At 65.8% G+C, this 24,976-nt stretch carries 22 protein-coding genes; 19 read left to right on the top strand and 3 right to left on the bottom strand.

What is annotated here, in order from left to right; translation table 11 throughout:
• Positions 1-257: 257 nt before the first annotated feature.
• The 6 genes from NTY77_16015 to NTY77_15990 all read left to right on the top strand — a co-directional run bounded on the left by NTY77_16015 (position 258) and on the right by NTY77_15990 (position 5,356).
• Positions 258-1,166, top strand: coding sequence for an ATP-binding protein (locus NTY77_16015; protein ID MCX5796998.1), 909 nt, complete (start codon positions 258-260; stop codon positions 1,164-1,166).
• Between the two features lie 31 nt (positions 1,167-1,197).
• Positions 1,198-1,773, top strand: coding sequence for a hypothetical protein (locus NTY77_16010; protein ID MCX5796997.1), 576 nt, complete (start codon positions 1,198-1,200; stop codon positions 1,771-1,773).
• Positions 1,774-1,857: 84 nt separating this feature from the next.
• On the top strand, positions 1,858-2,148 hold the full coding sequence (locus NTY77_16005; GenBank protein MCX5796996.1) for a hypothetical protein: 291 nt from the start codon (positions 1,858-1,860) through the stop codon (positions 2,146-2,148).
• Between the two features lie 439 nt (positions 2,149-2,587).
• Complete coding sequence (locus NTY77_16000) at positions 2,588-3,118, top strand: hypothetical protein (GenBank protein ID MCX5796995.1); 531 nt, start codon at positions 2,588-2,590, stop codon at positions 3,116-3,118.
• Between the two features lie 77 nt (positions 3,119-3,195).
• On the top strand, positions 3,196-4,605 hold the full coding sequence (locus tag NTY77_15995) for a ThiF family adenylyltransferase (GenBank protein ID MCX5796994.1): 1,410 nt from the start codon (positions 3,196-3,198) through the stop codon (positions 4,603-4,605).
• A 544-nt stretch (positions 4,606-5,149) separates the two neighbouring features.
• Entirely contained in the window at positions 5,150-5,356 is a 207-nt protein-coding gene (locus NTY77_15990) for a hypothetical protein (protein MCX5796993.1), read from the top strand.
• A gap of 215 nt (positions 5,357-5,571) precedes the next feature.
• Here NTY77_15990 and NTY77_15985 read toward each other — a convergent pair whose 3' ends face one another.
• Entirely contained in the window at positions 5,572-6,045 is a 474-nt protein-coding gene (locus tag NTY77_15985) for a hypothetical protein (protein ID MCX5796992.1), read from the bottom strand.
• A 254-nt stretch (positions 6,046-6,299) separates the two neighbouring features.
• On the opposite strand from NTY77_15985, the gene NTY77_15980 reads away from it, so the two are divergent.
• Both NTY77_15980 and NTY77_15975 read left to right on the top strand, forming a co-directional pair.
• Complete coding sequence (locus tag NTY77_15980) at positions 6,300-6,452, top strand: hypothetical protein (protein MCX5796991.1); 153 nt, start codon at positions 6,300-6,302, stop codon at positions 6,450-6,452.
• Positions 6,453-6,481: 29 nt separating this feature from the next.
• A complete protein-coding gene (locus NTY77_15975; protein MCX5796990.1) occupies positions 6,482-7,528 on the top strand; it encodes a hypothetical protein in 1,047 nt (348 codons plus the stop codon).
• A 238-nt stretch (positions 7,529-7,766) separates the two neighbouring features.
• On the opposite strand, the gene NTY77_15970 is transcribed toward NTY77_15975, so the two are convergent.
• Positions 7,767-9,017 (bottom strand): DUF4143 domain-containing protein, encoded by a 1,251-nt coding sequence (locus NTY77_15970; protein ID MCX5796989.1) that lies wholly within the window; start codon positions 9,015-9,017, stop codon positions 7,767-7,769.
• A gap of 167 nt (positions 9,018-9,184) precedes the next feature.
• Complete coding sequence (locus tag NTY77_15965) at positions 9,185-9,592, bottom strand: hypothetical protein (protein MCX5796988.1); 408 nt, start codon at positions 9,590-9,592, stop codon at positions 9,185-9,187.
• Positions 9,593-9,664: 72 nt separating this feature from the next.
• Between NTY77_15965 and NTY77_15960 the strand changes: the two genes are divergently transcribed.
• Genes NTY77_15960 through NTY77_15910 form a run of 11 tightly spaced genes read left to right on the top strand, consistent with a single transcriptional unit; the run spans position 9,665 to position 24,882 of the window.
• On the top strand, positions 9,665-10,582 hold the full coding sequence (locus NTY77_15960) for a beta-propeller fold lactonase family protein (protein MCX5796987.1): 918 nt from the start codon (positions 9,665-9,667) through the stop codon (positions 10,580-10,582).
• A gap of 4 nt (positions 10,583-10,586) precedes the next feature.
• On the top strand, positions 10,587-12,410 hold the full coding sequence (locus NTY77_15955; GenBank protein ID MCX5796986.1) for a radical SAM protein: 1,824 nt from the start codon (positions 10,587-10,589) through the stop codon (positions 12,408-12,410).
• Positions 12,407-14,614: a radical SAM protein gene (locus NTY77_15950; GenBank protein MCX5796985.1), complete on the top strand. Its 2,208-nt coding sequence runs from the start codon at positions 12,407-12,409 to the stop codon at positions 14,612-14,614. The genes NTY77_15955 and NTY77_15950 overlap by 4 nt, the downstream gene beginning before the upstream one ends.
• Positions 14,611-16,908 carry a radical SAM protein gene (locus NTY77_15945; protein ID MCX5796984.1) on the top strand — a complete coding sequence of 766 codons (2,298 nt, stop codon included), beginning with the start codon at positions 14,611-14,613 and terminating at the stop codon, positions 16,906-16,908. The genes NTY77_15950 and NTY77_15945 overlap by 4 nt, the downstream gene beginning before the upstream one ends.
• 4 nt (positions 16,909-16,912) lie before the next feature.
• Positions 16,913-17,761: a nitrogenase iron protein NifH gene (locus tag NTY77_15940; protein MCX5796983.1), complete on the top strand. Its 849-nt coding sequence runs from the start codon at positions 16,913-16,915 to the stop codon at positions 17,759-17,761.
• A 5-nt stretch (positions 17,762-17,766) separates the two neighbouring features.
• The gene (locus tag NTY77_15935; protein MCX5796982.1) at positions 17,767-18,774 is read left to right on the top strand and encodes a nitrogenase component 1; all 1,008 of its coding nucleotides are present in this window, start codon (positions 17,767-17,769) and stop codon (positions 18,772-18,774) included.
• Positions 18,771-20,012: a nitrogenase component 1 gene (locus tag NTY77_15930; GenBank protein ID MCX5796981.1), complete on the top strand. Its 1,242-nt coding sequence runs from the start codon at positions 18,771-18,773 to the stop codon at positions 20,010-20,012. The genes NTY77_15935 and NTY77_15930 overlap by 4 nt, the downstream gene beginning before the upstream one ends.
• The gene (locus NTY77_15925; GenBank protein MCX5796980.1) at positions 20,009-21,514 is read left to right on the top strand and encodes a radical SAM protein; all 1,506 of its coding nucleotides are present in this window, start codon (positions 20,009-20,011) and stop codon (positions 21,512-21,514) included. The genes NTY77_15930 and NTY77_15925 overlap by 4 nt, the downstream gene beginning before the upstream one ends.
• Positions 21,507-22,859, top strand: a complete 1,353-nt coding sequence (locus NTY77_15920; GenBank protein ID MCX5796979.1) for a radical SAM protein — start codon at positions 21,507-21,509, stop codon at positions 22,857-22,859. Before NTY77_15925 ends, NTY77_15920 begins: the two co-directional genes overlap by 8 nt.
• Complete coding sequence (locus NTY77_15915; GenBank protein MCX5796978.1) at positions 22,856-24,217, top strand: radical SAM protein; 1,362 nt, start codon at positions 22,856-22,858, stop codon at positions 24,215-24,217. Before NTY77_15920 ends, NTY77_15915 begins: the two co-directional genes overlap by 4 nt.
• Positions 24,214-24,882, top strand: coding sequence for a Crp/Fnr family transcriptional regulator (locus tag NTY77_15910; GenBank protein MCX5796977.1), 669 nt, complete (start codon positions 24,214-24,216; stop codon positions 24,880-24,882). Before NTY77_15915 ends, NTY77_15910 begins: the two co-directional genes overlap by 4 nt.
• Positions 24,883-24,976 lie beyond the last annotated feature (94 nt).

Genomic DNA, 24,976 nt, shown 5'->3' with positions numbered 1-24,976 from the left:
ACCGCGCTCAGCCAGTCGATCTCCCTCCGGCCGATGATTCCCACTCGGCGGCAACGAGCGGTGGCGGGTCGCACCGGTCAACATTGGAACATGGGTTGTCATCCGGTGAGCCACGGCGCTGCCTTGATGTCTCCCGGTTAACCTTTCATCCCCAATCTGGGAGCTCACACTGACGGCGTTTTGGTGCTATACTTTTGCCAACTCCCGCAGGTGCCTGGGGGGTTCTTGAGCCCATTCTCTTTGCAGAGTGTATTCGCGTGGAAATCGAATTCCCAAGAAGCTGGGTCGGAGCTAGAGAATTTGAAAATCTTCTGGCAACCCAAAATCCCGCTTGCGAGACTGAGAAAGATATACGGCTGTCTTTCCCAAAGGGTTGCGCCCTGCTGATTGACTCCGCACTGAAGACACTTTCGCTCGCCAATCAGTTGGTCAGTGACGGGAAAAACGTCGCGACCGATTTTAGAGACGACGGATTGCTGGGTTATCTGGACCGGATGGGTTTCTTTGACGCCTTGGCACCACAGGTAACGGTACTACCGCGCCGACCGATTGTGTCGGCGCACAGCCTATATTTCGGTGGGAACCATCAACTTGTGGAAATCAGCGTTCTAAATCCTGGCCGCGAGGTTGATGCCAAAGACCTTCCCGGCAAGCTGGCCGACAGGATTGCCTCTGTCCTTGGTTTTGGGACAGCAAGCAATGATGATTTTGTGGCCGAGATGTTCACCGTTTTCTCTGAACTGATCGGGAATTACTTTGAGCACAGTGAGAGTGATATCCCTGGATATGTTGTTGCTCAGACCTACGCGAAGACCAATAGTGTCTGGGTCGCCATATCGGACAGTGGTCTGGGAATAACGCATACGATTCGGCGAGATCGGCCGAAGGATTTTCGTGACAGAACCGATCCCGAGCTACTCATTGATGTCTTCAACGAGGGGATTTCCCGCCATGGTGATGGGACTGGGCGAAGCTGCGGCCTTTATAGGTGCGGTCAAATCTCCCTAAAGCACTCTGCGAATTTGCGGGTGCGGACCCCAAGTGACCAGGTATACCTACGACCAGGACGCACGAGGCTTGAGAAGAACAAGGCCTTCTACCAGTCCGAACTCGGGCATCTCAGGGGAACACATCTCTGTTTCGAATTTACCCTTGACAAAAGCTAGTTCCTCTGCTACATTATGCTAAGTGAAACCGGTGACTGAGATGGCGGCCCGTCTCCGCATCTTAGACTTCACCCAGTCCTCTGAGGCGTGGGGCAGAGAGCAAGGCCGACAAGTCTGCCGCAGACTGGAGGACGTGATCTTTGAAAAGGAGAAGACGGACTCGACCGTGAGGGTCTTCGTTCTTGACTTTGGAGGACTGAAGAAGCTGGATGCCTCTTTCCCTCAAGAGGCTGTGGTCGAATTGATGCAAAAATTTCGTGGCCGCAAATTTTTTGTGCTCACGAATATCGACAATGAGACAATAGAGGAAAATTTGTCGATAGCTTTTGAGAAGAGAAATGCAATAGGCATCGTTCGCGACGCCCACGGGTTTCGGACTATTGGAATAGGGCTTGCCGAGGATCTTCTTGAGATTTTGAAGCTTGCTGATTCGCGCGATTCAATAACTTCGCGAGAAATCAGCCAGCATTTCGGAGTCGCGAAGGTCAGCGTGCCAAATGCGTCGAACAAGTTGAAAGGGCTTTGGGAAATGGGATTGCTCCAACGGAATGAGGGTGTAGCCAAAAGTGGAGGAAGGGAACATTTTTACAGCTCGGTGCGGGGGTGATTTTTTTTGCTTTGCCATTAATCAGATTCAGTGAACGAGATGCTAATCCGGAATGCGGTGAGCTACATAACTAAGGAGAGACAAATGGAAAACCAAAATCAGTCGCAGGGTAATTCGCATCAGGATACGTTGGAAGTTACGGTGAACTACCCCGCCGCAGCGAAGCCGTATCATGAGCAACTCCCGCGGTCGGAGACGGTTGGACAACTCAAGGCTGCGGTCCTAAAAGCATTCAACTTGGTGGAAGGAAACGTCGTTTACACTCTCTACTTCAAGAAGAGTCCTTTGGAAAACCCCTCGCAGACTCTGGGCGAATTGGCCGGCACCGGGAAGGGCCTGGAGTTGAAACTCAGTCAGCAGGTGACGCAGGGGTAGCCTTGGGAGAATCAATCTCAGCCCTTAATCTAAAGCAGGATTTTGAGGAGGCTCTCAAATGTAAGGACGCTGCCCGATGGACGCTCAAACTCATCGAACCTCTGGCGGTGACTGTGGCATTGTCATCGGTCCTGTTCCCAAAGGAGGTCTTTGAGGCAAGGCTCCTGTGGGCCGCATATCCCGACAACCCGCCATCTTTGAAGTTTCAGGACCCTGCGACGGGGCGATTGGACATGCCAACAGCATGGCCGGTCGCGAAGGGGTTTCGCCCAGGGAACCTTGATGCCTGCGTGAGTTGGAGTAGCGAGGGATTCTCGCTCCACCCAGAGTGGAGGGCCGATCCGAAATTTCGTTGGGATTCTGGCGGCAGCGTGCTGCTCAAAGTCCTGCGGTTCCTGCAAGATGTGTTGGATGAGACCTGCGCAGGGAGGTTCAGAAAATGAGTTTTTTTCCAGAAGTCGAACGATGGGAGCTTCCGGAATGGGTGCTCACCGAGTCATTGGCAGAGATGGCAATCGATGGTCGCAAGGGGAATGAGGGGGTCGCCTTATGGCTCGGTGAACGCACTCAGCGGCTGGCCAAGATAACCAATCTCGTCCTCCTGCGGGGGCCGGGTGTCGTCAAGGAGCCTGACTTCCTGCAGATTTCACCGGCGCTGCTCAATGATGTCGCAGACAAAGCACTGGAACTCGGGCGGGCCCTCATAGGACAGATTCATTCGCATGGCGAGGAATACGGCACCAATCTGTCGCTGACGGATCGGCGCTATGGATTTGCCGTTCCATACTACCTCTCTGTTGTTGCTCCTGACTTCGCGCTCCGGAAGAAGACGGCCATCAGTCAATGTGGCGTGCATGTGTTTGAGGACGGCCGAGGCTATCGGCGGCTTCCCCCAGAAGAACTGCGACGGTGTATCTCAATGACTCGTTCGGCGAAGGGCGGAACCTCGGTTGTCGGGGATGGATTATGACAGCGGATCCGGGGTATAGCCGGCCCATAAAGACGGCGGAGGGGCTTGGCGATTTTGCAGTGGACAGACACTGCTTCATGACTAAGAAGGTTCTCTTGACAGGAGAAGCCGACACATTGCTGACACCAAATGGATGCGAGAGCTTCCTCTCGAGCCTTCGCCTTCTCATACGGGTCTGCCCTAACGTTACGGTCGCATTGCCGGCGGAATGCCAGATTCTTCGTGCAGAAGCGGAGGCTCTGGCTGCTCGGTTGTCATTTGCGGCCCCCGTCGAGTTTGAATCCGCGAAAAATGGGATGTCTGATTTCGCCGCCATACTTTCTGTGGGCACGAGACGAAATCCTTCCCTGCCGATGACTACTATTAATTCTAACGGCTGGCTAGCGCGAGTCGCGTCGGTGCGGGAAGCAATCGACGGATCTACAAATCAGGAGAATCCAGTAGGGGCTGTTGCGGCTGCCTGTCTCGGCGTGTCTGAGATGTTCAAGCGTCTCATCTCGTTGAAGGAACAGCGCGGAGGATTGCTGGATGAGGTGGGATTCAGCTTCTATAAATATCAGCTGGCGCCTGACGACCCCGGGCCGGCTTTGCCTGCGGAGATTCGTATCGATGCTCTTCTCTTGGGTGCGGGGGCAATCGGGAATGGTGTTGGATACCTTCTGAGCCGCTTACCCATTCGCGGAGAGATTCAAGTGGTTGATCGGCAGGACTTTCAAAGGGAGAATCTCGGCACATGCATGCTGATTGGGCCCGGAGATATAGGCAAGGACAAAGCCACCCTTGTGGCTGAAGGTCTGAGAAGTGGCGTCACCGCCCGGGGCTTCAGAATGGAATTGGCCCAGTTGAAGGAGAAGATGGGACGTGACGTGCCCTATCCTCGCGTAGTGCTCAGTGCAGTAGACAATATCGAGACCCGGCATGATGTCCAACGTCTATGGCCGGACATGGTGATTGACGGTGCGATTGGGGACTTCGTGTGTCAGGCTAGCCGACATCCATGGAAGGAAAATATTGCCTGCATGCTGTGTCTCTTTCAGGAGCCGACAGGAGAACCGGCACATGTGAGGCAGAGTCGCCTTACTGGGTTGCCAGAAGCGAGGGTCATCGATGCCGAAGAACCCATCACAGAGAGCGATGTTGACATCGCGCCACCAGAACGGCGCGACTGGCTCAGGCAAAGGATTGGTAGAAAGATTTGCTCAGTAATCGGGGAGGCTGTGCTCCAAGAAATCTCGCAGGCCGCTTATTCGGAAGGGTTCCAGCCTTCCGTCCCCTTCGTCGCTGTCCTGAGTGCTTGCATGATGGTGTCTGAACTCATCAAGTGGACGCAGGGATGGGGAGCTTCGCTGGAGCCGCGCTTCCAGCTTGATGTCTTGCGGGGGCCGTCCTTTGGAACCAGCCTGCCCCAAATCCGCCGGTCAGACTGTGTCTGCGTTACGCGACGACGGAACATCGAATTGTTCCGGCATCAGGTATACGGTGGGTGATGCCCCAGGCGATGGGGCTCGCGAAGATTCCGGGATATGCTTTGCGGGAGCCAGCTTTTTCCGAGCGAATCAGTCAGCCGATTCTGGCGCAGTTTTTGATTGCTTAGTAGAGAACAGGTTAAGACAAGTAGCGACTCCGAAAATTGTCAGAAAGACGAGGCCAATCCAGAAGTAGAAGTTGACCCCTGGGGCCTGGCCACCAATATGCAAGGCGGTACATTCTTGTGCGTTGGCCACACAGGCCTGCGCTACCAATCTTACCACTGTCGTGGAAACTGAGATATCCGTGGCTTTGGGTTGGAGGCCTGCTCCCAAGAACACTCCTCCAATTGCGCCGATTAGAGATACAACCCCCTGGATTCGTGATGTGGCGACCCAGGACGGGACCCATTTGATGTTCGCATAGTCCGGATGTGCTTGGTTCGTAATACCTGTAAGGGGGTTGGCGCTAATCATGCCTGGTTGCGGCACTGCACCTGGTGGAGTCCCCGCGCCGTTAGCCATTTCTTCGCCCGAGAGCTAAGAGATTCAGGAGGCCAAGGGCATGAAAACGGACATTGCCACAGCGGCGACAAACGACAGCCGCCGCAGGAATCGTGGGGCCCCCAATCATATTCGGCATCGGCGCAATCCGGAGCTGAGCAATTTCATCGGCAACGGCGAATTCTCCATTACCGCAGGCTTCGCATGCGCGATTCGCACCACGTTCCTGAAGTGCATTCGCAATTTGCTGGCGCTGTTCTGGCGATAATGGCATGTTCGTTTAGCGATTATAAATTATTTGTGGCCGACAGTTCATTCCTGATCAAGCGGCTCACTCCCCCGAAGTTTGGAATCGTCCCCATTGCCAGGCTCCACTCAGGCCCGGGGGGGCCACCGGCCTAGGAGAATCCAATGGGCATGTGCAACTGCACCTAACCCGAGAGTTGAGCGGCCTGATCCACCGCCCAGGGCAATCCCCCGCGCTCACGCGGCCTTCTCCCGCCCCCCTTCCTTCAAATGAAAATACCTCGACACCCCCGCCCCAAAGAACACCACGATCACCTGCTTGCAAATCGCCGCCATATCCCCCGGCATCACCCGCGTACACCCGCACCGCAGGTTCACCCATAGCAGCATCGCCAAGAACGCCAGCCACCACGCATAGATCACCGACTCGGCCGCCAGCGCATACCTATCCGCCCTCCCCGTCCAGCGCCTCAGCTCATGATCGCCCGCATACGCCGCCAGCAGCCCCGTATACATCTCCGGACTCAAGAACCGCGACCCAGTCGAGCTCCAAAACTCCCGCAGCTCCAAGCCCAGGTAGGCCGCTGTATAAAGGAGCACCAGAGGATAAAGCGCCTGGCGCAGAGTATGGGGCTCCGGGCGGCCCGCCTCCAAGCCCGACTCACCAATAGGCGGAAGACAAACCACGCGGCGCAGGTAATTCTGAAGCATAGGCGATTATAGCGCAAAAGCCTCACCCCAAATGACCCCAAATCGCCCAAAACCACCCCAAACAACCCCAAATCACCCTAAATCGGCAGGGGCAAGACGCGGACCGCAGCGGTTCTTCCGCGGGCTCAGGAGCCCGCGGGACTCCGCACCTGCGGTGCGGAGTTCGATGGGGGGGATGCGGTCCCCGATTTGCGACCGCAGCCAAGCGCAACTCGCGCTACCGCCCTTACTCCTTCACCGAAGACGGCGTGGTCATGCTCGCAAACGTCCTCAAAAGCCCGGTCGCCATCCCGGCCAGCATCCAGATCGTGCGGGCCTTCAACCGCATGCGCAGGATGATCGCGGCCAATGTGGCGCTCGCAGGCAAGCTGGCCGAGATCGGGCTCAAGCCGCCCAAGAGTGCCTGAGAGCTGTATAATAGTCCTTCCACAGACCAATGAAAGGTTTTGACTCCGCCATCTGCGCGGCCGCAAAGCTGGACGAGCTCTCTCCCGAAAGACTCGGCCGCTACCTGGCCCTGTCCAGCCCCCGCGGCTTCCCCGGCCCCGGCTGCCGCAGTACCCTTGAAGCCCTCCACGTCGTCCGCGACGGCCTCGTGACCAACGCCGCCATCCTCCTGTTCGGCTATAGGCCCCAGACCCGCTTCAAAGGCTCAGACATCGTCTTCAACCGCTTCAGCGACACCCAAGGCGGCGCGCCCAGCGAAACGCTGACCTGCGGCGGCACCATATTCGAAGGCACGGACATGGCCCTTTATCTCCTGGACCAAGCCCTCGGCGCCAGGATGCCCAGCCAAGTCCAGCGCGAAGCCGTCCTCAATGCCGCCATCCACCGCGACTACAGCGTCCGCGAGAGGACCCAGGTAAACGTCTACCCCGACCGCATCGAGGTCGTCAGCGCCGGCGGCTTGCCGCCTGACCTTTCGCTTGACCAACTGCGCCGGCCTCACAGCTCCGTGCCCAACAACCCCCTGCTGGCCGAGGCCATGGCCCTTTGCGGCAAGAGAAGAAGAGGCGCCGGCACCACCGACATGATCGCCAGTTGCAGGAAGCACGGGCTGCCGGAGCCCGAGTTCCAGCTCCGCGGCGGCTTCTTCGTGACCATCCTGCATCTGGCGCCTGAGCATAAGGAGCAATCGCCTGTCCCGCCCGCGACCCCCGAGCCCGGGCCCTTGCCCGCCCCGCCGGCCATGCCCAAACCAAAACGCCCAAAGCCCGAGCCCATACCAGACCCCCAGACCCTTCCGCTCCCGATCTACGAGGTCGTCCAGCTCTTGGGCAAGCATGGCCCCTTGAATGCCGCCCAGATCCTCAAACGGATCGGCTTGGAAGACCGGGTCAACCTCCACAAACGCTACCTCAAGCCCGCCATGCAAGCCCGCCTGGTCGAGCTCACCATCCCGGACCAGCCCAAAAGCAAGCTCCAGCAGTACCGGCTGACGGCCAGGGGCAGGGCCGTTTTCGCGCGCATCCCGGCGCGTTAAAACGCGTTTTTCTATAGTCTTTCTATAGTGCTTGTATAGTGTTTCTATAGCTTTTCTGTAGTCTTTTCTATAGTGTTTCTATAGTCCGTACTGAGGTGTTTTTCCTAGGGAAAAGGGGGGTACGTACCCGGGGGTGTACGCCTTTTCGGCCGCCCATGGGCACCCGGATGCGGGTACCCGGTCGGGTGCTGCCGCTGACCGGATCGCGGGCGCCAGACAGCGGATGCTCTGCGCAGCTTCAGGCGCCCAAGGCGCCGATCGGGATCACCAAGACTCCATCAGGGCGCGCAAAGCCGTAGCCGGAGCCGACGATCACCGCCAGCGCGCTCGGCTTGCCGCTCTTGGCAGCGTCTACGCGCTGCGCGAGCTTGAGCAGATTCGCCGCCCCCTCATCGGCCATGGCCGAACCGAGCTTTATCTCGAAGGCGGCCCAGCGGCCGTCCGCCGCTTCCACGATCGCGTCCACCTCCAGGCCGGTATTGTCCCGATACTGGAGCACCTGCGCGTCAGCGGCCTGCGCATAGACCCGCAGGTCCCGGATGACGAGCGATTCGTATAGGAACCCCAGGAGGTTGAGGTCTCCCAGCAGGCGCCGCGGGGTGGCGCGCAAGGCGGCCACGGCCAGCGACGGATCCACGAAGAGACGCTTGGGCGCGCTTCTGACCCGGGACTTCGAGCGCAGCTGAGGCGCCCAGGGCGGCAGGTCCTCCGAGACCATCAGCCGGCCCAGCGCGTCGAGATAGGCTTGCGCGGTCTCATCCTTGATGGGCCCTTCGCCCCCGCCCGTGTCCGCCGCGAGCGTAGCCGTCGAAGCGTAAGTCGCCTGGTTGCGGGCCAGCGAGCGAAGCAGACGGCCCACTCTCTCCGGGTCATGGCGCCGCCCCTCGACGCGCCCGACGTCGACGCGGCGGATCTCTTCGAGATAATCCCTCACCGCCTGCAGCGACTCCTCCAGGCTCCGGTCGAGAAGGCCTGGCCAGCCTCCCCTCGCGACGCGCTCCGCCAGGGCCGCGATCGAGAGGCCGGGGTCCGCGCTCCGAGCGGCCTGTCCGTCGAGCAGAGACTTCAGCGAGACCGCGGCCGTCGAGTGGCCGCTTTCGGCCAGAGCCATGGGCCGCATCCGCAGGCGGGTCAGGCGTCCGGCCCCGCCATGGCGCGTGACCTCATCGGCGGGCACGGCGGATCCGGTCAGGATGAACTGGCCCGGCTTGGCGCGATCGTCGACCGCCCGGCGGATGTGGTTCCAGATGGCAGGCTGCACTTGCCATTCGTCGATGAGCCGCGGAGTCCGCCCAGCTAGGACCAGGGCGGGATCTATGGAGATCGCCTGGCGGGCGGCGGCATCCACGTCAAGAAGCACTTCGCTGGCCGCGGCCTGTCTGGCCGTGGCCGTCTTGCCGCAGGCTTTTGGTCCCTCTATGACCACCGCGCCTGTGGAGGCGAGTTTGCGGGCCAGCTCGTCTTCTACTATTCGATTTAAATAAGCCATATATAAGATATCATTTTATATAATTAGGGGGATATTTGCAACAATGAGAGAGGTATAAAAGCAATATATTTGACGGGATAAAAGCAACAATCACTTGCACGTCCCGCAGACCGAGACTCTGCTGACGATATCGCCAAACTTGATTCCTGAGGTCTCGGGCTCTACCTTCAGTGAAACACGCTGGCCAGCAGACCGTCCACCGCGGCGATGGCCGCGAAGAGCAGGTCCAGCGGCTCCTGGTCCTGCGGCTCAAAGACGAACTGCCACAAGATGTCCGGCTCTCGGCGCACCGCCTCTTTCATCCAGCCCGTGATCGCCTCGCGCCGCGCGAAAAGGTCGGCGCCTGAGAAGATCGCCGCGCGGCGGTTTGACGAGCCCCAGGCCTCAAGACCCCGGACCCGCTCCGGGAACAGATCCGGCAGGCGTGTGCCCACGAAACACCGCGTCGGCGAGTCGAACCCCCCGATGCGCCGTTCCGCCTCGGCCTCGATAGCGGCCAGCATCACGTTCTCTCCCGGCATGGAGATATCCGGATCGAGCCGCGGCAGCTGGAGAAAAACGATCCGCGGATTCAAAGCCCGTTCCTCGCCAGCATGGGCCGATTATAGCGCACGCGGGTCGGAGTCTGGAAGAGCTATCATATCCGTATGCCCCCTGGGAAAAGGCCCCCGCGGAGAGCCCGGCCGTATCGCTATATCTTCACGGCCAACAACGGCAGCGACGACCTGTCCGTGATAGAATTGCGGACCCTGAAGGTCAAGACGAAAGTCAAGGTCGGCGGCTGCCCCATGATCGCCGACATCACCCCCGACGGCAAGCTCTTGCTGGTCACCAACCGGGACACCTGCGACACCTCGGTCGTGGACCTCAAGACCCTGACGGTCAAGAAGACCTTGCCGGGCGAGGACGGGCCGGCCGGGGTCGTGGTGGCGCCGGACGGCCGCAAGGCGTACGTGGCCAATGAATACGCGCATTCCCTGAGCGTCATAGACCTGCGCTCCCTCACCGTGGAGCGGACCATCGCGATCGGCCACTCGCCCTGCGTGGCCGTGATGCCCGCGGACGGGAGCTTCATCGCGGTCACCAACGAGGAGTCCCACAACGTATCCATCGTGGACCCCGACAGCCTCAATGTGGACTACACCGTGAGCCTCTTCGAGGGGCCGCTCGGCATCGCCCTGTCCCCGGACGACCGGCAGCTCTACGTCGCGGACTTCATGTCGCCCCGGGTCGCGGTCCTCGACGCCCGGCTGCGCAAAGTCACCAAGACCTTCGCGGTGGGGACCAGGCACATCGGCATCGAGTGCACGCGCGACGGCCAAGCGCTCTACGTCACCAACGCCGACCAAGACACGGTTTCCATCGTGGACCGCAAGACCCTCAAGGCCGTGGGCGAGCTCACCTGCCAGGAGAACCCCTCGGAGCTCGCCATGAGCCCGGACGGCAGGCTGGCCGCGGTCAGCAACCGGGCCGCCAACTCGGTCTCGCTGGTGGATGTCGCCAAGAGGAAGGTGCTCGGGCACATTCCCGTCGGCATCTCGCCGCTCGGAGTGATATTCGGCTGAGCTTATGGGCGCTTCCGGCAGGATCATAGAAGGGACCCTCGTCTACTGCGGCGGACTCTGCAGCCTCAATTGCGTGCTCTGCCCCATCCGCGGGACCAAGGCCGTGGTCCCCGCCCCGGCGATCAAGAAGGCCATCGCGGACGCCGCCAGGCTCGGGGCCAAGCGCGTCATCTTCGTGGGCGGAGAGCCGCTGCTCCGCAAGGACATCGTGGAGCTGGCCGCCTGCGCCAGGTCCAAGGGGCTGTCCGTGGGCTTGGCGACCAACGCGAGGATGCTCCTCTACCCCGAGCCGCGCTCGGCCCTGCTGGCCAACGGGCTCGATTCCGTCATCGTGAACCTCTTCTCCTCCGACGCCGCCGGCCATGACGCCCTGGCCCGCACCGAGGGCGCGTTCCTGCAGGCCGCGGCCGCGGCGCGGCAGCTCCTGGCGCGCCGCGGCCTGACCGTCGAGCTCCGGCTGCCGCTCATCCGGGGATTCCACCCCGCGCCGGCGGAGCTGTTCCTGCGGCTCGCAAAACAGAAGAAGGCGGACCTCTATTTCACGTTCTATTACCCGCTGCCGCGCCTGTCCGGGAAGGCGGCGCAGGAGCGCCTGTTGGCCCCGGACGCGGCCGCGGAGCTCGCGGCCCAGGCGCTCCGGGCCTTCCAGAGGGCCGGCCTGCGGGCGTACTGCGAAGGCCTGCCGCTTTGCCTCATGGGGAAGGACTCCTCAGCCGGGCTGGGCGCGGACCGGCTCAAGTCTTTGGACGGACAGGGGCTTACCTGCCTGGACCTCCCCGCTCCGGCGGACTACGCCCAGCCCCTGCTCTGCAGCGAGTGCTCCCTTGAGCAGACCTGCCCCGGCGTGTTCCGGAAGGCCGTGGAGCTCTTCGCCTTCGACGCGGTCAAGCCGCTCAAAGAGGTGCGCTCCAATTCCTTCGACTACACCTTCGACCGGGAGCTCAAGGGCTTCCGGCCCGTCCGGACCGCGTGCCCGGGGGACTCGCTCATCAAGGGCAACGCCCCCTTGCGCAGCGTGTACCTCGACCGGGGGGGCAAGCTCTCCCTCTACCGGACCGACACCCGCAGCTTCAGCGACGCCGAGCTCCAGGCGGTGAAGTTCTCCCGCGAGCAGCTCTACCTGGACATCACGGACAAGGCCATGCTGGACGATTTCCAGAACGACGTGCGGCAGTTGGGCATGCAGGAGGTCTGCCGGGACTGCGCCAAGAAGGAGCGCTGCGGCGTCTGCTACGGGGTGCTGGAAGGGATCCCCTTCGAGCGGGAGGAGCGCTGGCTGAGGCAGGAGATCCGCAGGCTCTCCGGCCGGGTGCTGGACATCGGCTGCGGCGACCTGCGCTTCTACCGGGACACGGTGGAGAAGCTGCTGGCCGAGGGCAAGATCGAGTACCACGGCCTCGACGTGGACGCCCGGGCGCTGGCCCAGCTCAAGAAGCGGCATCCGCGGGCGCGGGTCCACGATTCGCCCATCGAGGACTTCTCGTTCCAGGACGGCTACTTCGACTACATCTTCGCGCTGCGCTCGCTCAACCACTTCCGGGACCTGGAGCAGGCCTTCGCCGCGATGACCGCGCTGGTGCGGGATTTCGGCATCGTGGTCATCGCGGAATGCGTGCCCTTCGGGCTCCTGCGCTCCAAGGAACAGACGCGGCGCGCCCGCCGCGCCGCGGGGCCGGGCTTCGAGCATTACCGCAACTGGAGCTCCGAGCAGGTGCTCGAGTTCATCCGGAAGAAGGGCTTGCCGCTGAAGCTGAACACCCACCGGCCGGTGCGGCCCGGGACCAGCAACCAGTGGCTCCTGAAGCTGATCAAGATCCCCGAAGAATGAAGATCCTCTTCGTCAGCCCGCCGATCCAGCTCCCCAAGGTCTTCGCGCACTATCCCATGTTCTCCAACATCGGGATGCTCACCAACGCCGCCCTGGCGCGCGCCCAAGGCCACGAGGTCTCGGTCCTGGACGCCCTGTATCTGCGGCCGCGCCTCAACTACCGGCCGATCTCCGACGGACTCTTCCACGTGGGGGCCGAGCTCGTCGACATCGAGGCTGAGATGAAGCGGCGCCAGGCCGACGTGGTCGTGCTCGTCATCACCATGTTCTCCGACGTGTACAAGCTCCACGAGACCTATTTTAAGGAGGTCGCCGAAGCCGCCCGGCGGTCTTATCCCAAGGCGCGCATCATGGCCGTTGACTGCTACGTGTGCGGGATGAACTACTTCCCCTACGACCCCCAGAAGCTCATGAAGCAGGTCCCCCAGCTCGACTCGGTGCTCACCGGCGAGGCCGACTTCAAGCTCATCGCCGCGCTGGCCGGCAAGAAAGCCCCGGCCGCGCCCATCGCGGACCTCGACGAGCTGCCCTATCCGGCCTACGACCTGCTGGACATGGACAACTACCAGTCCGCGCTGGCCGACGCCGTGCGCCTCGACCTGGTGCACGAGTACCACAAGCCCGAGCGCTTCCTGGCCCTCATGACCAGCCGGGGCTGCAAGTACTCCTGCAGTTTCTGCACCCAGCAGGTCCTGGGCATGCCCTGGCGCGGACACTCGGTCGGCTACCTCAAGAAGATGATCCTGGACTTGCGCCGGCGCTTCAAGGTGGAGCGGTTCTTCTTCCTGGACAACAACATCAACCTGGAGGCGGACCGGTTCCAGCGGCTCACCAGGTTCCTCGCGGCCAAGAACATCGCCTGGGACGCGGTCAACGGCTTCCGGGCCGACCGCCTCACCAAGGAGGACATCGGGCGCATCAAGCGGGCCGGCAACACCAAGCTCACGGTCTCCGCGGAATCGGGCGACCCGCGCGTGCTCTCCGGCATCGTGGACAAGCGGCTCGACCTCAAATCAGTGATCCAGACGGTCAAGGACTGCCAGGCCGTCGGCCTGCCCAGCCAGGTGCACTACATCATCGGCATGCCCGGCGAGGACAAGAAGCAGATGAACCGCACGCTGGAGTTCGCCCAGGCGCTCTACGAGATCCACGGGGCCTGGCCGCTGCTGCAGCACGCCATACCGTTCCGGGGCACCGCGCTGTACCGGTCCTGCGAAGATAAGGGCTGGTTCGCCGAGCATCCCGACAAGCTCATGGGCTGGGCGCTGGAGCAGCGCCCGGTGATCAAGACCGACCGCTTCACCCCGCAGGACGTGCTGCGCATGAAAGAGCTCTTCAAGCACGTGCTCGACGCTTTGGATACCGTCTGCGTCCTGGACTTGGGCCTGCCCTGCAACAACTCCTGCCGGCACTGCGAGGTCGCCGGCCTCCTGGGCCAAGGCAATGCCGGGGCGCGGCAGCTGCTGCGCCGCCTGCGCGAGCGCAAGCAGGCAGGCGCCCGGGACCTGCTCGTCCTGGGCGGGGAGCCCACGCTGGAGCCCGGACTTCTGGTGAAGCTGGCCGGAGCGGGGCGCGCCGCGGGCTATGTGCGGCGCTGCCTGGCCACGAACGCGCGGAGCTTCGTCTACAAGCACCTGGCCGAGAGGATCGTGGGCGGCGGCATGAACCAGGTCAGCACCGCGCTGAACTCCCTGCGGCCGGACGTCCACGACGCGGTCACCAACGTGCCCGGCAGCTTCGTGCAGACGGTGGCGGGCATCAGGAACCTCCGGGCGGCCGGGCTGGAGCACCTGGACGTCACCATCCGCATCACCGCGCAGACTTTGCCCACGCTCGTGGCCACCATCGGTTTCCTGAAGGACCTGGGGCTGCGCTCGATCCACCTGCGCTTCCCCGCGCCGCTGGGCAAGGTCGCCTCCGACCCGGCCCTCATCCTCCCGTTCGCCGCGGCCCGGCCGGTGCTCAGCGAAGCTTTGAGCCAGTTCGCGGACCTGGACATCTCCGTCCAGGGCATGCCGTTCTGCCTGATGCCCGCCGGGTTCCGGGACAAGCTGGCGCCGCTGCCCGTGTTCCAACTGGGCCGGATCAGGCCGCTCAAGAGCAAGCCGGAGGAATGCCTCCTCTGCACCGATTACATCGCCTGCCTCGGCTTCTACAGGCAGGAGTACGAGCGGTACTACCGGCAGAAGGCCGCCCGCAGATGAGCGCCAGAAAGGTCATCAAGCTCGTCGGCCTTTTCCGGGCCTTCCCCAGGCGCGGCGCCGGCCGGCCGGAGCCCGGCGCCTACATCGACGCTTTGGCCAGCGAGCCCTACAGCCTGGGCACGGCTTATCTGAAAGCCTACTGCGACTCGATCCCCGGCATCCGGGCGCGCTACGACATCCGGGTCGTGAACATCGCGGACCGCTCCGGCGGCTCGCGCGAGGAGGCCGTCCTGCCGTTGGGCGCGGTCGAGGACCTGCTGCGCGGGAACCCGGCCGCGGTCTGCTTCTCCGGCTACTGCTGGAACTTCGCGGCGGCGCTCGAGGCCTGCCGACTGCTCAAGGCGAGGAAGCCCTCGCTGATCACGGTCCTGGGCGGCCGGCCCCCGGCCGCGGCGCAGCCCGGCGTGGATGTCGCCATAGCGGGCGAGGCCGAGGTCCCGCTGGCGCGCTGGCTCAAGGCGGGCCTGCGGCCCGACGCCGCTGTCGGAGGCCCTTTGGCGGATATCGACCGCATCCCCTCGCCCTATCTGGCAGGCATTTTGAATCCCCCCAAGGACGGCATGATGCTGGAGCTGGCCAGGGGCTGCCCCAACGACTGCGGCTACTGCGCCTGGAACTCGGCGAAGCTCCGCCGGGTGCACTCGCAAGAGAGGATCGCGGCCGAGCTGCGCTGGGCCGCGGCCCGTGGGATGACCAACCTCACCATCGTGGATTCGGCCATCAACTACGAGACCAGCACCTTGCGCAGGTTCGTGCGCGCGCTCAAGAAGGCCGATCCCAAAGGCCGGCTGACCTTCACCTACAACCTGCGCTACGAGCTGCTGGACCAAGAGCAGGCCCGCTGGCTTTCGGAGATCCCCTCCGGCCAGGTTCTGCTGGGCATGGAGACCTTGAGCGCGCCCGCTTTGCGGCTCGCCGGCCGCAAGCCCTTCGACCGGAGGCGCTTTGAAAGCGCGCTGCGGCTCCTGCGGGACATCAAGCCGCCCTCGGTCGGCGTGATCCTCGGCATGCCGGGCGACACCCTCGCCGGCTTCAAGCGGACCATGCGCTACCTCGACGGCCTGGCGCAGGACCGCGCTACCCCCATGGCCGCGGCGCTCGTCTCTCTTTTGCAGGTGTTCCCGGGAACCGCGATGCACCGCAAGGCGCGGCGCCTGGGCCTGCGCACCATGCCGCAGGGCATCCCCTACCTGTGGAGCGGGCCCGGCTGGGGGCGCAAGGAGCTTCAGGGGGCGCTGGCGTTCCTGCGGCGTCTGCGCGCGAGCTCTCCGCTCCTCATCAAGGGGCCGGAGGGGGGGCACACCATCGCCTCGGCCAAGAGCCGGCTCCTCGACCTGGTCCAGGACCGTTTCCCCTTCCTGAGCGTGGAGCGGCACGAGGCCGGCTCCTATGTGCCGGGCGAGGTGCTGGTCCGCTGCACCTCCCGCTGCAACCAGCGCTGCCCGTTCTGCTCCGCTCCCAGGCCGGCCCGGGAGCCGGCCGCCCGTGAGCTGGAGCTGGCCTTCAAGGCGGCCGCGGAGCTGTTCTGCGGCGCGCAGTTCACGCTCACGGGCGGCGAGCCGACCCTGAGGCCGGAGCTCCCGGCTTTGGTCCGGCTGCTCCTGGGCATGAAGCGCTTCGCGCAGGTCAGGGTCCAGACCAACGCCGTCGCCTTCGCCAAGGCGTCCTATCTGAAGGGATTCCGCCCGGACCCCAAGCTCGTGTTCTTCGTCTCGCTGCACGCGCTCGAGCCGGCTTTGTACGACGAGCTGACCGGCACGCGGGGCATGCTGCCCGCGGCGGTGCGCGGCCTGGAGTCCTTGATTGCCGCCGGCCACCGCGTGATCGTCAACATCGTCATCAACAGCCGGAACGTCGGGCAGCTGGAAGCCTACTCCGAGCGGCTGGCGCGGATGATCGGCGCCAACGACAAGGTCCAGGTCCACTTCTCGTCCTTGACCTGCCCCGAGCACAGGCCGGCCGCGGCCTCCTATCTGGTCCCCTATGGCACGCTGGTCCCCGAACTGGTGAAGGCGATGCGCCTACTGAGCGGACAGGGCATCGCGGTGCAGAGCCCCTTGAGCGCCACCCATGCTTCTTTCCCGCCTTGCGCGGTGCCCGCGGAGTTCCGGGAAGAGAAGGTGAGGCGCTACCGGCCCCTGGGGCATGAGACCGGGTACGAGGACTTCTCCAAGGGCTACGTCAAAGCGCGGGCCTGCCGCGGCTGCGCTTTCGACCGCTGCTGCCTGGGCTTGCCCAAGGAGTACGCGGCCCGTTTCGGCCTCAAAGGCTGCAAGCCGATTAGATATACTTGATATCATGCGCGCGAGGATGAACAAGCGGCCGCGGCAGATCGCTTTCTACGGCAAGGGCGGCATCGGCAAGTCCACGATCACGGCCAACCTTTCGGCCGTTTTGGCCCAGCGGGGGCATCCGGTCCTGCAGGTCGGCTGCGACCCGAAGGCCGACTCCTGCCGGCTGCTCCTCCACGGCCGCCGGCTGCCCAGCGTGCTCGGCCTCTCGAAGTGCCGGTCCACCACGGCCCTGCGCGCCAAGGACTTCGTGCACCGGGGATTTTCGGGCGTGCATTGCGTGGAGACCGGCGGGCCGGAGCCGGGCGTGGGCTGCGCCGGCCGCGGCATCATCCTGGCCATCGAGATCATGACGCGCCTGGGCGTCTACAGCGCCGGCTACGACTACATCGCCTACGACGTGCTCGGAGACGTGGTGTGCGGCGGCTTCGCGGTCCCCATCCGCGAGGGCTACGCGGACGAGGTCTACCTCGTGGTCTCGGGCGAGTTCATGTCCCTCTACGCGGCCAACAACATCACCCGGGCCATCCAGCGGCACGCGCGGCGCAGCGCGACGAGGCTGGCCGGGATCATCGGCAACCTGAGGAACACGAGGCAAGAGCGCGAGATCATCAAGGCCTTCGCGGGCGCTTTGGGCACGCAGGTCTTGGCCTTCGTCCCGAACGACCCCGCGGTGCAGGACGCGGAGCGCCGCGGCCGGACCATCATCGAGGACAGGCCCGACTCCGCCGTGGGGCGCAGCCTGCGGGACCTGGCCGACCGCATCGAGGCCAAGCCCCGGGTCATCGTGCCCAAGCCCCTCGGAGACCGGGAGCTCGACGACCTCATCCTGAAGGCAGCCGGCTCCGGGAGCTAGGACTCATGTCGGAATCCTGCTGCGTGATGCGCTACGCCTGGCAGACCCTCACCTGCATCGCCGGGCCGGTGGCCGTCATCGTGCACGGCCCCAACGGCTGCGGCGCCGATTTCTCTTTGCCCTCCCGCCCCCAAGGGGCGGCGGGCGACTACTGCGCGACGGACCTCAGCGAGATGGACGCCATCATGGGCGGGGAGGACGCTCTGGCCGCGAAGCTCGCGGCCGTGCGCAAGCGCTCCCGGCCGGAGCTGATCTTCGTGCTGGGGACCTGCGTCAGCGAGCTCATCGGCGACGACGCCCGCGCCGTCTGCGCCCAGGCCGCGGCGCGGCTGGGCGTGCCCATCATCTTCCTGCCCACCTCCGGCCTGGTGGACCGCGGCGCGGGAGACCCGGCGGTCGACGTGTTCAAGGCTTTGGTCGAGGGGTTCATGAAGCCGGGCCGCCGCGGCGCGGGCAGCGTCAATTTCCTGGCCTTCCCGTGGGCCGACTATCGTGGCGTCCGCGACGAGCTCGCGCGCTGTCTCTCCGCTCTGGATATCCGGCTCAACGCGATATTGACCGGGACCCCATCGCTGGCGGAGCTCGCGCGGGCGCCCCGGGCCGCGCTCAACGTCATCGTAGACGACGACCCGGGACGCAGGGCCGGGCTTTGGATGAAAGAGAGGTTCGGCACGCCCTATATCCTGGTGCCCAGGCCCTCGGGCCTAGCCGCGACCAGCCGCATGTTCCGGCTCATGGTGGAGGCCTGCGGCGGAGGGACCCGCCGCGCCGCGCTCGTGGAGGTGTGGCGGCGCCGCGAGCTGCGCCGGCTGGCCGAAGAGCATCCGGGCCTGCGCGGCCGGAGCCTGGCCTGGGCCGGGCCGCGGCCGCCCATGCTCGACGTGCGGCCGCCCGGCTCTTTTCTGATGTATTCGGGGATGCGCGAGCTGGCCGGAGAGCTGGAGGCCGAGCTGGGCTCGCGCTTCTTCGCGAGATACGGGCCGTACTGCCGGCGGCCAGAGAGGCCCGCATGAACGAGGACTGCGTCCACACCTGCTCCATCTTGGGCGCCTTCTTCGCCGCCCACCCCATCCGGGACTCCGCCGTCGTGTTCCACGGCCCGGCCGGCTGCATGAAGATGGCGCTCTACGCCGCCTGCGCCCACGACCTGATGGGCTTCGACCACGGCCGGGCGACCACGTCGGCCATGGAAGGCCCGGACGCGGTCATGGGAGGCGCGGACAAGCTCCGGGCGCGCATCGCGCGGCTGCGCAAGCGCTCCCCCAAGGCGCGCGTCTTCGTGGTCTCCTGCTGCGTCCCGGAGATCGTGGGCGACGACCTGGCCGACGTGGCGCATTCCTTCCCTCCCGGCGCGGTCATCGTGCTGGGCGGCGCGGGCTTCCGGGGCGGCCTGTGGGCGGGCTTCAGCAGCGCTTTGGAGCGCATCGCGCAGGACCTCTGCACGGACCAGCCGGGCGCGGCGCCTTCCAACAAGCTCATCAACCTGGTCGGCTACATGTGCGACCGGCAGGAGCAGGACCATCTGGCCAACCTGCGCATCCTGCGCGAGCTGGCGGAGGGCATCGGCCTGGGCTTGAACACGGTCTTCACGGGCCCGGGCCAGACCCGGGGCCTCAGGCGGGCCTGGGCGGCCAAGTACAATGTCGCCTTCGACTACGGGCTGAAGGCCGCGGAGGTCCTGTCCCGGCGCTACGGCCAGAGCACGGTCCATGCGGTCTATCCCATCGGGCTCGGAGGCAGCAGCGCCTTCCTGCGCAAGCTGGGTAAGGCCACGGGCCGGGCCAAGGCCGCGGAGGCCTACATCTCGGCGCAACTGCGCCTGGCGGTGCCGCGCATCCAGGCCTTGCGCGCGGCGTGCCTGGGCAAGCGCGTGGGCGTGTGCGCCGAATCCCAGAAGCTGCCGGCCTTGGTCGAATTCCTCCGCGACCTGGGCATGCGGCCGGCCTGGGTGCGGGCCAGCGACCGCCCGGAGGAGGCCCGCGGCTCAGGCGAGGCGGACCTCATCGTGGGCAGCTCCGTGGAGAAATACCGGCACGGCGAGCGCGTCCCGGTGTATGAATTCACCTACCCCTGCTTCGACAGACACTGCCTGACCCCGGAGCCCGACCTCGGCTTCGAAGGGGCCGTGCGCCTGGCCAACAACCTGGCCAACCTCCTGACCCGCGCCAACACCAGGGCCTGGGGGCTGTCCCGGGAATTGTCGCGCCTGGGCTTTGTGCCGGCGCTCTACCTTCGGAGGCGTCCCAAATGAAGGGCGCGCGCCGCGCCCGCGTGGTGCTGGTGCACTGCCCGCCCCACGGCGAGACCGAGTTCCTGAACATCGGCCTGGCCTACCTCCAGGCGGTCCTGGAGCGGGAGGGCTTTGAGACCGCGTTCCACGACATCAGTTTCGCGGAGCACCGCGCCGAGACCGATTTCTACGACGACTACGTCCTGGGGCTGTCGCGCCGCATCGGCGGCGGCGTGGGCGACGGGGTCGACCCCGGCCTGCTGCTCCAGGTGGTGCGGCCGGAGCTCTTCGGCCGGCTCTGCCCGGTCGCCGCGGCCATCGTGCGCAAGGTCGAGGAGTACCTGCCCAGCGTGCGCGAGTCGGGGGAGGTCTTCCTCTTCTCCGTCAACATGATGACGCAGTACTTCGCCGCGGCCCTCGCCTACCGTCTGCGGGCCTCGGGCAAGCGCACCGCGGCGGGCGGGCCGAACCTCGACTTCCGGCCGCTGCGGCACCTGCTGCTCCGCTCCGGGAGCTTCGACGCGGTGGTGCAGGGCGACGGCGAGGGCGTGGTCGCGGCTTTGGTGGAGCGCCTGGCCCTGGGCCAAGAGCCCGCTCTGCCCGGCGTCTCGCGCCTCGACGCCCGGGGCGAGGTGGCGCAGACCCCTCCGGGACCGTTGCCGGCTCTGGACTCGCTGCCGCGGCCGTCCTGGCGGGGCATGAACACCAACGACTTCGTGCCGATCCTGGCCAGCCGCGGCTGCCCGCGCCCCTGCGGCTTCTGCTCCGAGCCCGGCAAGGGGCGCTTCCGCCAGCGCGCCGTCGAGGGCGTGGCCGCGGAGATGGAAGCCGCGGCCGCGCGCCGCGGCCACGGCAACTTCCATTTCCACGACGACACCATCAACGCCTCGCCGGCCTGGGTGGACCGCTTCACGGCCAGGCTCCGGGAGCGCGGCGGCCGCTTCGCCTGGGAGAGCTTCTGCGGGCCCGACGGGCTCACCCCGGAGCGGCTCGAGGCCATGGCCCGGTCCGGCTGCGTCCTGCTCAAGCTCGGGGTGCAGAGCTTCTCGGACCGCGTCCTGCGCCTGATGCGCCGGCGCCCGGCCGCCGCGGCGGTGCGCCAGGCCATCATCAACGGCGACCGGCTCGGCATCTCCATGTGCTACGACCTGCTGGCGGGCTTCCCCGGCGAGACCGAGGCGGACCACCGGCGCACCATGGACTGGGCCGAGGACATCTTCGCCCGCACCAAGCTCGTGCAGTTCTCGCCCAACCCGTTCTACCTGTCGCTGGGCTCCGAGACGCACCTGCGCGCCCGGGACTACGGCATCACCCTCAAGGACTTCGACTGCGGCGCGCTGCCCGCCCCCCTGCGCGGCCTGGCGCGCGCCTGCGGCGAGTTCCCGGTGGGCTTCCGCTACGGGATACCCCGGCCCACGGTGCGCCGGCGCATCGCGGAGATGGGCGCCAGCCTCAAACGTCACGACAAGGACTACCTCTACCTGGGCCAGACGGCGCTGCCGCCGCGGAGGGCGCATGCCTAGGAAGAGCCGGACGCTCGCGCTGGCGTTCTTCCCCACGCCCTTCAGCGGGGAGGCGGCCCAGTACGAGCTCGGCCTGCACCGCCTGCCGCGCATGATCGGGACGCAATGGCGCCCGCTCTGGGTCCAGCTCGCGCCCGCGGCTCCCGAGGACAGCGCGCGCGCGGCGGCCGAAGGCGCGCCCGCGGCCGTCCTGCTGCACGTCCACCGCACCCAGGCGGCCGACGCCCTGGCCTTCGCCAACGCCTTGGGCCGGCTCCGGCCCGGACTGCCGCTGATCATGTGCGGCTGGCCGGCGCATCCCCCTTACGTGGACGCCGTGGCCGCGGCCACCGGCGGGCTGACCAGCCCGAGCTTCGCTTTGCTCTGCGGCGAGGTGGAGGCGGTGATGCCGCGGGCGCTGGAGAAGCTCGCGGATGGCGGAGGCATGGACGCCCTGGCCGGCGTGGCCGGCATCGTGGTCTGGGACCAGCGCCGGCGCGCGTGGCGCGGCTCCCAGGAGTACGCGGTCGTCGAGGACCTCGACGCGCTGCCCGACGCCGCGCTGGCGCACATCCCCAAGGCCTGGAAGGACAGCAAGGCCGGCTGGCTGGAGCTGGCCCGCGGCTGCAAATACCGCTGCGCCTTCTGCCTCTGCTGCGCCTTCCCCCGCCCGCGGCTGCGCCGCTTCGGCCCGGAGCGCATCCGCGCGGCGGCGCGCGCCGCGGTCGCGCGGGGCGTGGAGGTGCTGGGCCTGCTCGCGACGAGCAACAGCTTCGACGTCGAGCTGCTGCGCTCGGTGACGGGCGCCCTGCGGGAGCTGGGGCTCGGCCAGCTCAAGGTCGCGGGCCCGGTGCACGCCCGTCACGCCCGGGGCGAGGCGCTCGAGCTGCTGGCGTCCTTGAACTGGGACCTCATGACCATCGGCCTGCAGACGCTCACGCCCGAGGCCCAGCGCCTGCTCAGGCGCAAAGAGGACCCCGAAGACTTCGCCCGCACCATGGAGAGCATCGCAAGCTTCGCCACGCCCGAGGTGGAGATCGTCCTGGGCCTGCCCGGCGACACGCCCGAGGGCTTCCGGAAGACGGTGCGCTTCGTGCTCGGCCTGCCCGTTAAGGTCACCGTGCAGTCGCTCCGGCTCGACCCGTGGTCGGACTTCCTCGCGGACCGGGGGAAGCTCGGGCTCAAGGCCGACTTCGCCCGCGCCGGCGTCATCCGGAGCAGCCCGACTTTCCCGGCCGCGGCGCTGGAGGACTGCCGGGACTGGCTGCGCCGGCTGGGCCGGGCGCCCTGGACCCATCGCGCCCGGACCTTGGCGCTCGACGGCGAGCATCTCAACGCGCGCCCGGCGGGGGGGCCGCGCGCATGAGGACCAAGGCCAGGACCTTGGCCATCGGCTTCTTCCCGCGCAAGTTCTGCGGCGAGGCGGCGCAATTCGAGCTCGGCCTGCACCGCATCCCCTTGCTGGTCGAGGGCTGGGAGGTGGCCTGGGTCCAGCTCGACCACGACGACCAGCAGGCCAACGTCCGCGCCCTGCGCCAGGCCGCGCCCGACCTGGTGCTCCTGCATTCCAACCGGGCCCAGATCGTGGAGACCGTGGACCTCATCGACGCTCTGACCGAGGAGCTCCCGGAGCTGCCCCTCTTCCTGTGCGGCTGGGTGGCTCATCCGCCCTATGTCACCGCCGCCTTCGCGGCCGCCAAGGGCTTGCGCCACCCGAACTTCGCCCTGCTCTGCGGCGAGATCGAGGCGATCGTGCCCGCGCTGCTGGACCGCCTGGCCTCGGGTGGGGCTAGCCTCGCCGGCCTGCCGGGAGTGGTGCCCTGGGACCCGCGCTCGCGCAGGTGGCGGGGGCGGTCCGATTTCGTCCTGGTCGAGGATGTCGGGAGCCTGCCGCCGGTCACCATCGACCACATCCCCAAGCAGCACCGCCAGTCCCAGGCGGGCTGGGTGGACCTCTCGCGGGGCTGCCTGTACCGCTGCGCCTTCTGCTTCCTGTGCTGCTACCGCCGGCCGCGCATGCGCCGCTTGAGCAAGCAGAGCGTGCGCGAGGGCATCCGCGCGGCCGCGGAGAAAGGGGTGAAGGTCCTGGGGCTCTACACCGCCAGCGTGAGCCTCGACATCGAGCTGATGGCCACGGTGGTGGACACCTTCCGCGAGCTGCGGCTCGATGACGTCTCCGTGGTGGGGGCCGTGGGCCCCATCGGCAGGCGCTTCCTCGGCCGGGACCAGCTGGAGCTGCTGGCCCGGCTCAAGTGGAGCGTGATGACGGTGGGGCTGCAGAGCATCACCCCGCAGGCCATCCGCCTGGGCCGCCGGCCGGACGACCCGGAGACCGTGGCCCGGACCATGGAGTTCATCTCCACCTTCGCCACCCCGGAGGTCGAGCTGATCCTGGGCCTGCCCGGAGACACCCCCGAGGGCTTCCGGCGCACCATCGCCTTCGTCCTCAGCCTGCCGGTCAACATCACGGTGCAGACCTTCCGGCTCGACGCCTGGTCGAGCTTCTTCATCGAGCGCAAGAAGTTCGGGCTCAAGGCGGACTTCCGCGACGTGGGGCGCGTGTACGAGAGCGACTCCTTCCCCAAGGGCGCCATCGAGGACTGCCGGCAGTGGCTGCGCCGCTTGGGCCGCGCGCGCTGGCCGTATCGGGCCAAGTCCCTGGCGCTCGACGGCGAGCAGATCAACGACACCCGGGCCGCGGCCGGCCCGGCGGAGGGCGGATGAAGGACTATTGCGTCGGGTGCCCGGTGCTCAAAGCGAGCTTCTTCGCGGCCCTGCGTCCGGAGACGAAGAAGCTGGCCGTCTGCCTGATGGCCTACGGCAGGTACAAGAAGCGGCAGGTCATCTACCAGCAGGGCAATCCCGCCACGCGCATCTTCGCGATCAAGTCCGGACTGCTGAAGTCCTACAAGGCCGGGCCCAACGGCAGGACCCAGCTCATCACGCTCTACGGCCCCGGCTCCGTGTTCGCTCTGGAGAGCCTGGCCTCGGGGGAATACGACGAGACGGTCGAGGTGGTGGCCGACGCGGAGCTCTGCTTCCTGGAGGCCGCGCGCTTCAAGGAGATGCTCGAGGGCAACCGCGCCCTCTCCTTCGAGGTCATCCAGATCCTGTCCAGCGCTTTGGCGGCTTCCCGCAACGCCCTGCTGGACTCCGGGACCAAGAGCGCGGCCGGCCGGCTGGCCGCCTTCCTGCTGCGCCTGCTGCCCGCGCCGGCCGGCGAAGGCGTCCTGCCCCTCTCCCGCGTGGAGATCGGCAGCCTCATCGGCACCAGCATCGAGACCGTGTCGCGCCAGTTCCGCGCTCTGCGCGAGGGCCGCGTCATCGAGCTCAGGGGCCAGCGCCTGCGGGTCCTGGACCGCAGGAAGCTGGAGTCCTTGGCGGCCTAGCAGGCTGCTGATAAAGTCCGTTCTGCGAGCGCCCGGCGGCCGTCTGCCGGGCGCAACCGCCCCGCGCTCCTGCCCGTAAGGAAGGCGGGCAGGT

The sequence above is a fragment of the Elusimicrobiota bacterium genome (assembly GCA_026388095.1).
Taxonomy (GTDB): Bacteria; Elusimicrobiota; Elusimicrobia; order UBA1565; family UBA9628; genus UBA9628.
This window is presented reverse-complemented; position numbering and strand designations above follow the sequence as displayed.

Excerpts from the sequence above, each read along its gene's own strand:
- NTY77_16005 (MCX5796996.1), top strand. The coding sequence starts at position 1,858 with ATGGAAAACCAAAATCAGTCGCAGGGTAATTCGCATCAGGATACGTTG.
- NTY77_16000 (MCX5796995.1), top strand. The coding sequence starts at position 2,588 with ATGAGTTTTTTTCCAGAAGTCGAACGATGGGAGCTTCCGGAATGGGTG.
- NTY77_15995 (MCX5796994.1), top strand. The coding sequence starts at position 3,196 with ATGACTAAGAAGGTTCTCTTGACAGGAGAAGCCGACACATTGCTGACA.
- NTY77_15990 (MCX5796993.1), top strand. The coding sequence starts at position 5,150 with ATGAAAACGGACATTGCCACAGCGGCGACAAACGACAGCCGCCGCAGG.
- NTY77_15985 (MCX5796992.1), bottom strand. The coding sequence starts at position 6,045 with ATGCTTCAGAATTACCTGCGCCGCGTGGTTTGTCTTCCGCCTATTGGT.
- NTY77_15980 (MCX5796991.1), top strand. The coding sequence starts at position 6,300 with ATGCTCGCAAACGTCCTCAAAAGCCCGGTCGCCATCCCGGCCAGCATC.
- NTY77_15975 (MCX5796990.1), top strand. The coding sequence starts at position 6,482 with ATGAAAGGTTTTGACTCCGCCATCTGCGCGGCCGCAAAGCTGGACGAG.
- NTY77_15970 (MCX5796989.1), bottom strand. The coding sequence starts at position 9,017 with ATGGCTTATTTAAATCGAATAGTAGAAGACGAGCTGGCCCGCAAACTC.
- NTY77_15960 (MCX5796987.1), top strand. The coding sequence starts at position 9,665 with ATGCCCCCTGGGAAAAGGCCCCCGCGGAGAGCCCGGCCGTATCGCTAT.
- NTY77_15955 (MCX5796986.1), top strand. The coding sequence starts at position 10,587 with ATGGGCGCTTCCGGCAGGATCATAGAAGGGACCCTCGTCTACTGCGGC.
- NTY77_15950 (MCX5796985.1), top strand. The coding sequence starts at position 12,407 with ATGAAGATCCTCTTCGTCAGCCCGCCGATCCAGCTCCCCAAGGTCTTC.
- NTY77_15945 (MCX5796984.1), top strand. The coding sequence starts at position 14,611 with ATGAGCGCCAGAAAGGTCATCAAGCTCGTCGGCCTTTTCCGGGCCTTC.
- NTY77_15940 (MCX5796983.1), top strand. The coding sequence starts at position 16,913 with ATGCGCGCGAGGATGAACAAGCGGCCGCGGCAGATCGCTTTCTACGGC.
- NTY77_15935 (MCX5796982.1), top strand. The coding sequence starts at position 17,767 with ATGTCGGAATCCTGCTGCGTGATGCGCTACGCCTGGCAGACCCTCACC.
- NTY77_15930 (MCX5796981.1), top strand. The coding sequence starts at position 18,771 with ATGAACGAGGACTGCGTCCACACCTGCTCCATCTTGGGCGCCTTCTTC.
- NTY77_15925 (MCX5796980.1), top strand. The coding sequence starts at position 20,009 with ATGAAGGGCGCGCGCCGCGCCCGCGTGGTGCTGGTGCACTGCCCGCCC.
- NTY77_15920 (MCX5796979.1), top strand. The coding sequence starts at position 21,507 with ATGCCTAGGAAGAGCCGGACGCTCGCGCTGGCGTTCTTCCCCACGCCC.
- NTY77_15915 (MCX5796978.1), top strand. The coding sequence starts at position 22,856 with ATGAGGACCAAGGCCAGGACCTTGGCCATCGGCTTCTTCCCGCGCAAG.
- NTY77_15910 (MCX5796977.1), top strand. The coding sequence starts at position 24,214 with ATGAAGGACTATTGCGTCGGGTGCCCGGTGCTCAAAGCGAGCTTCTTC.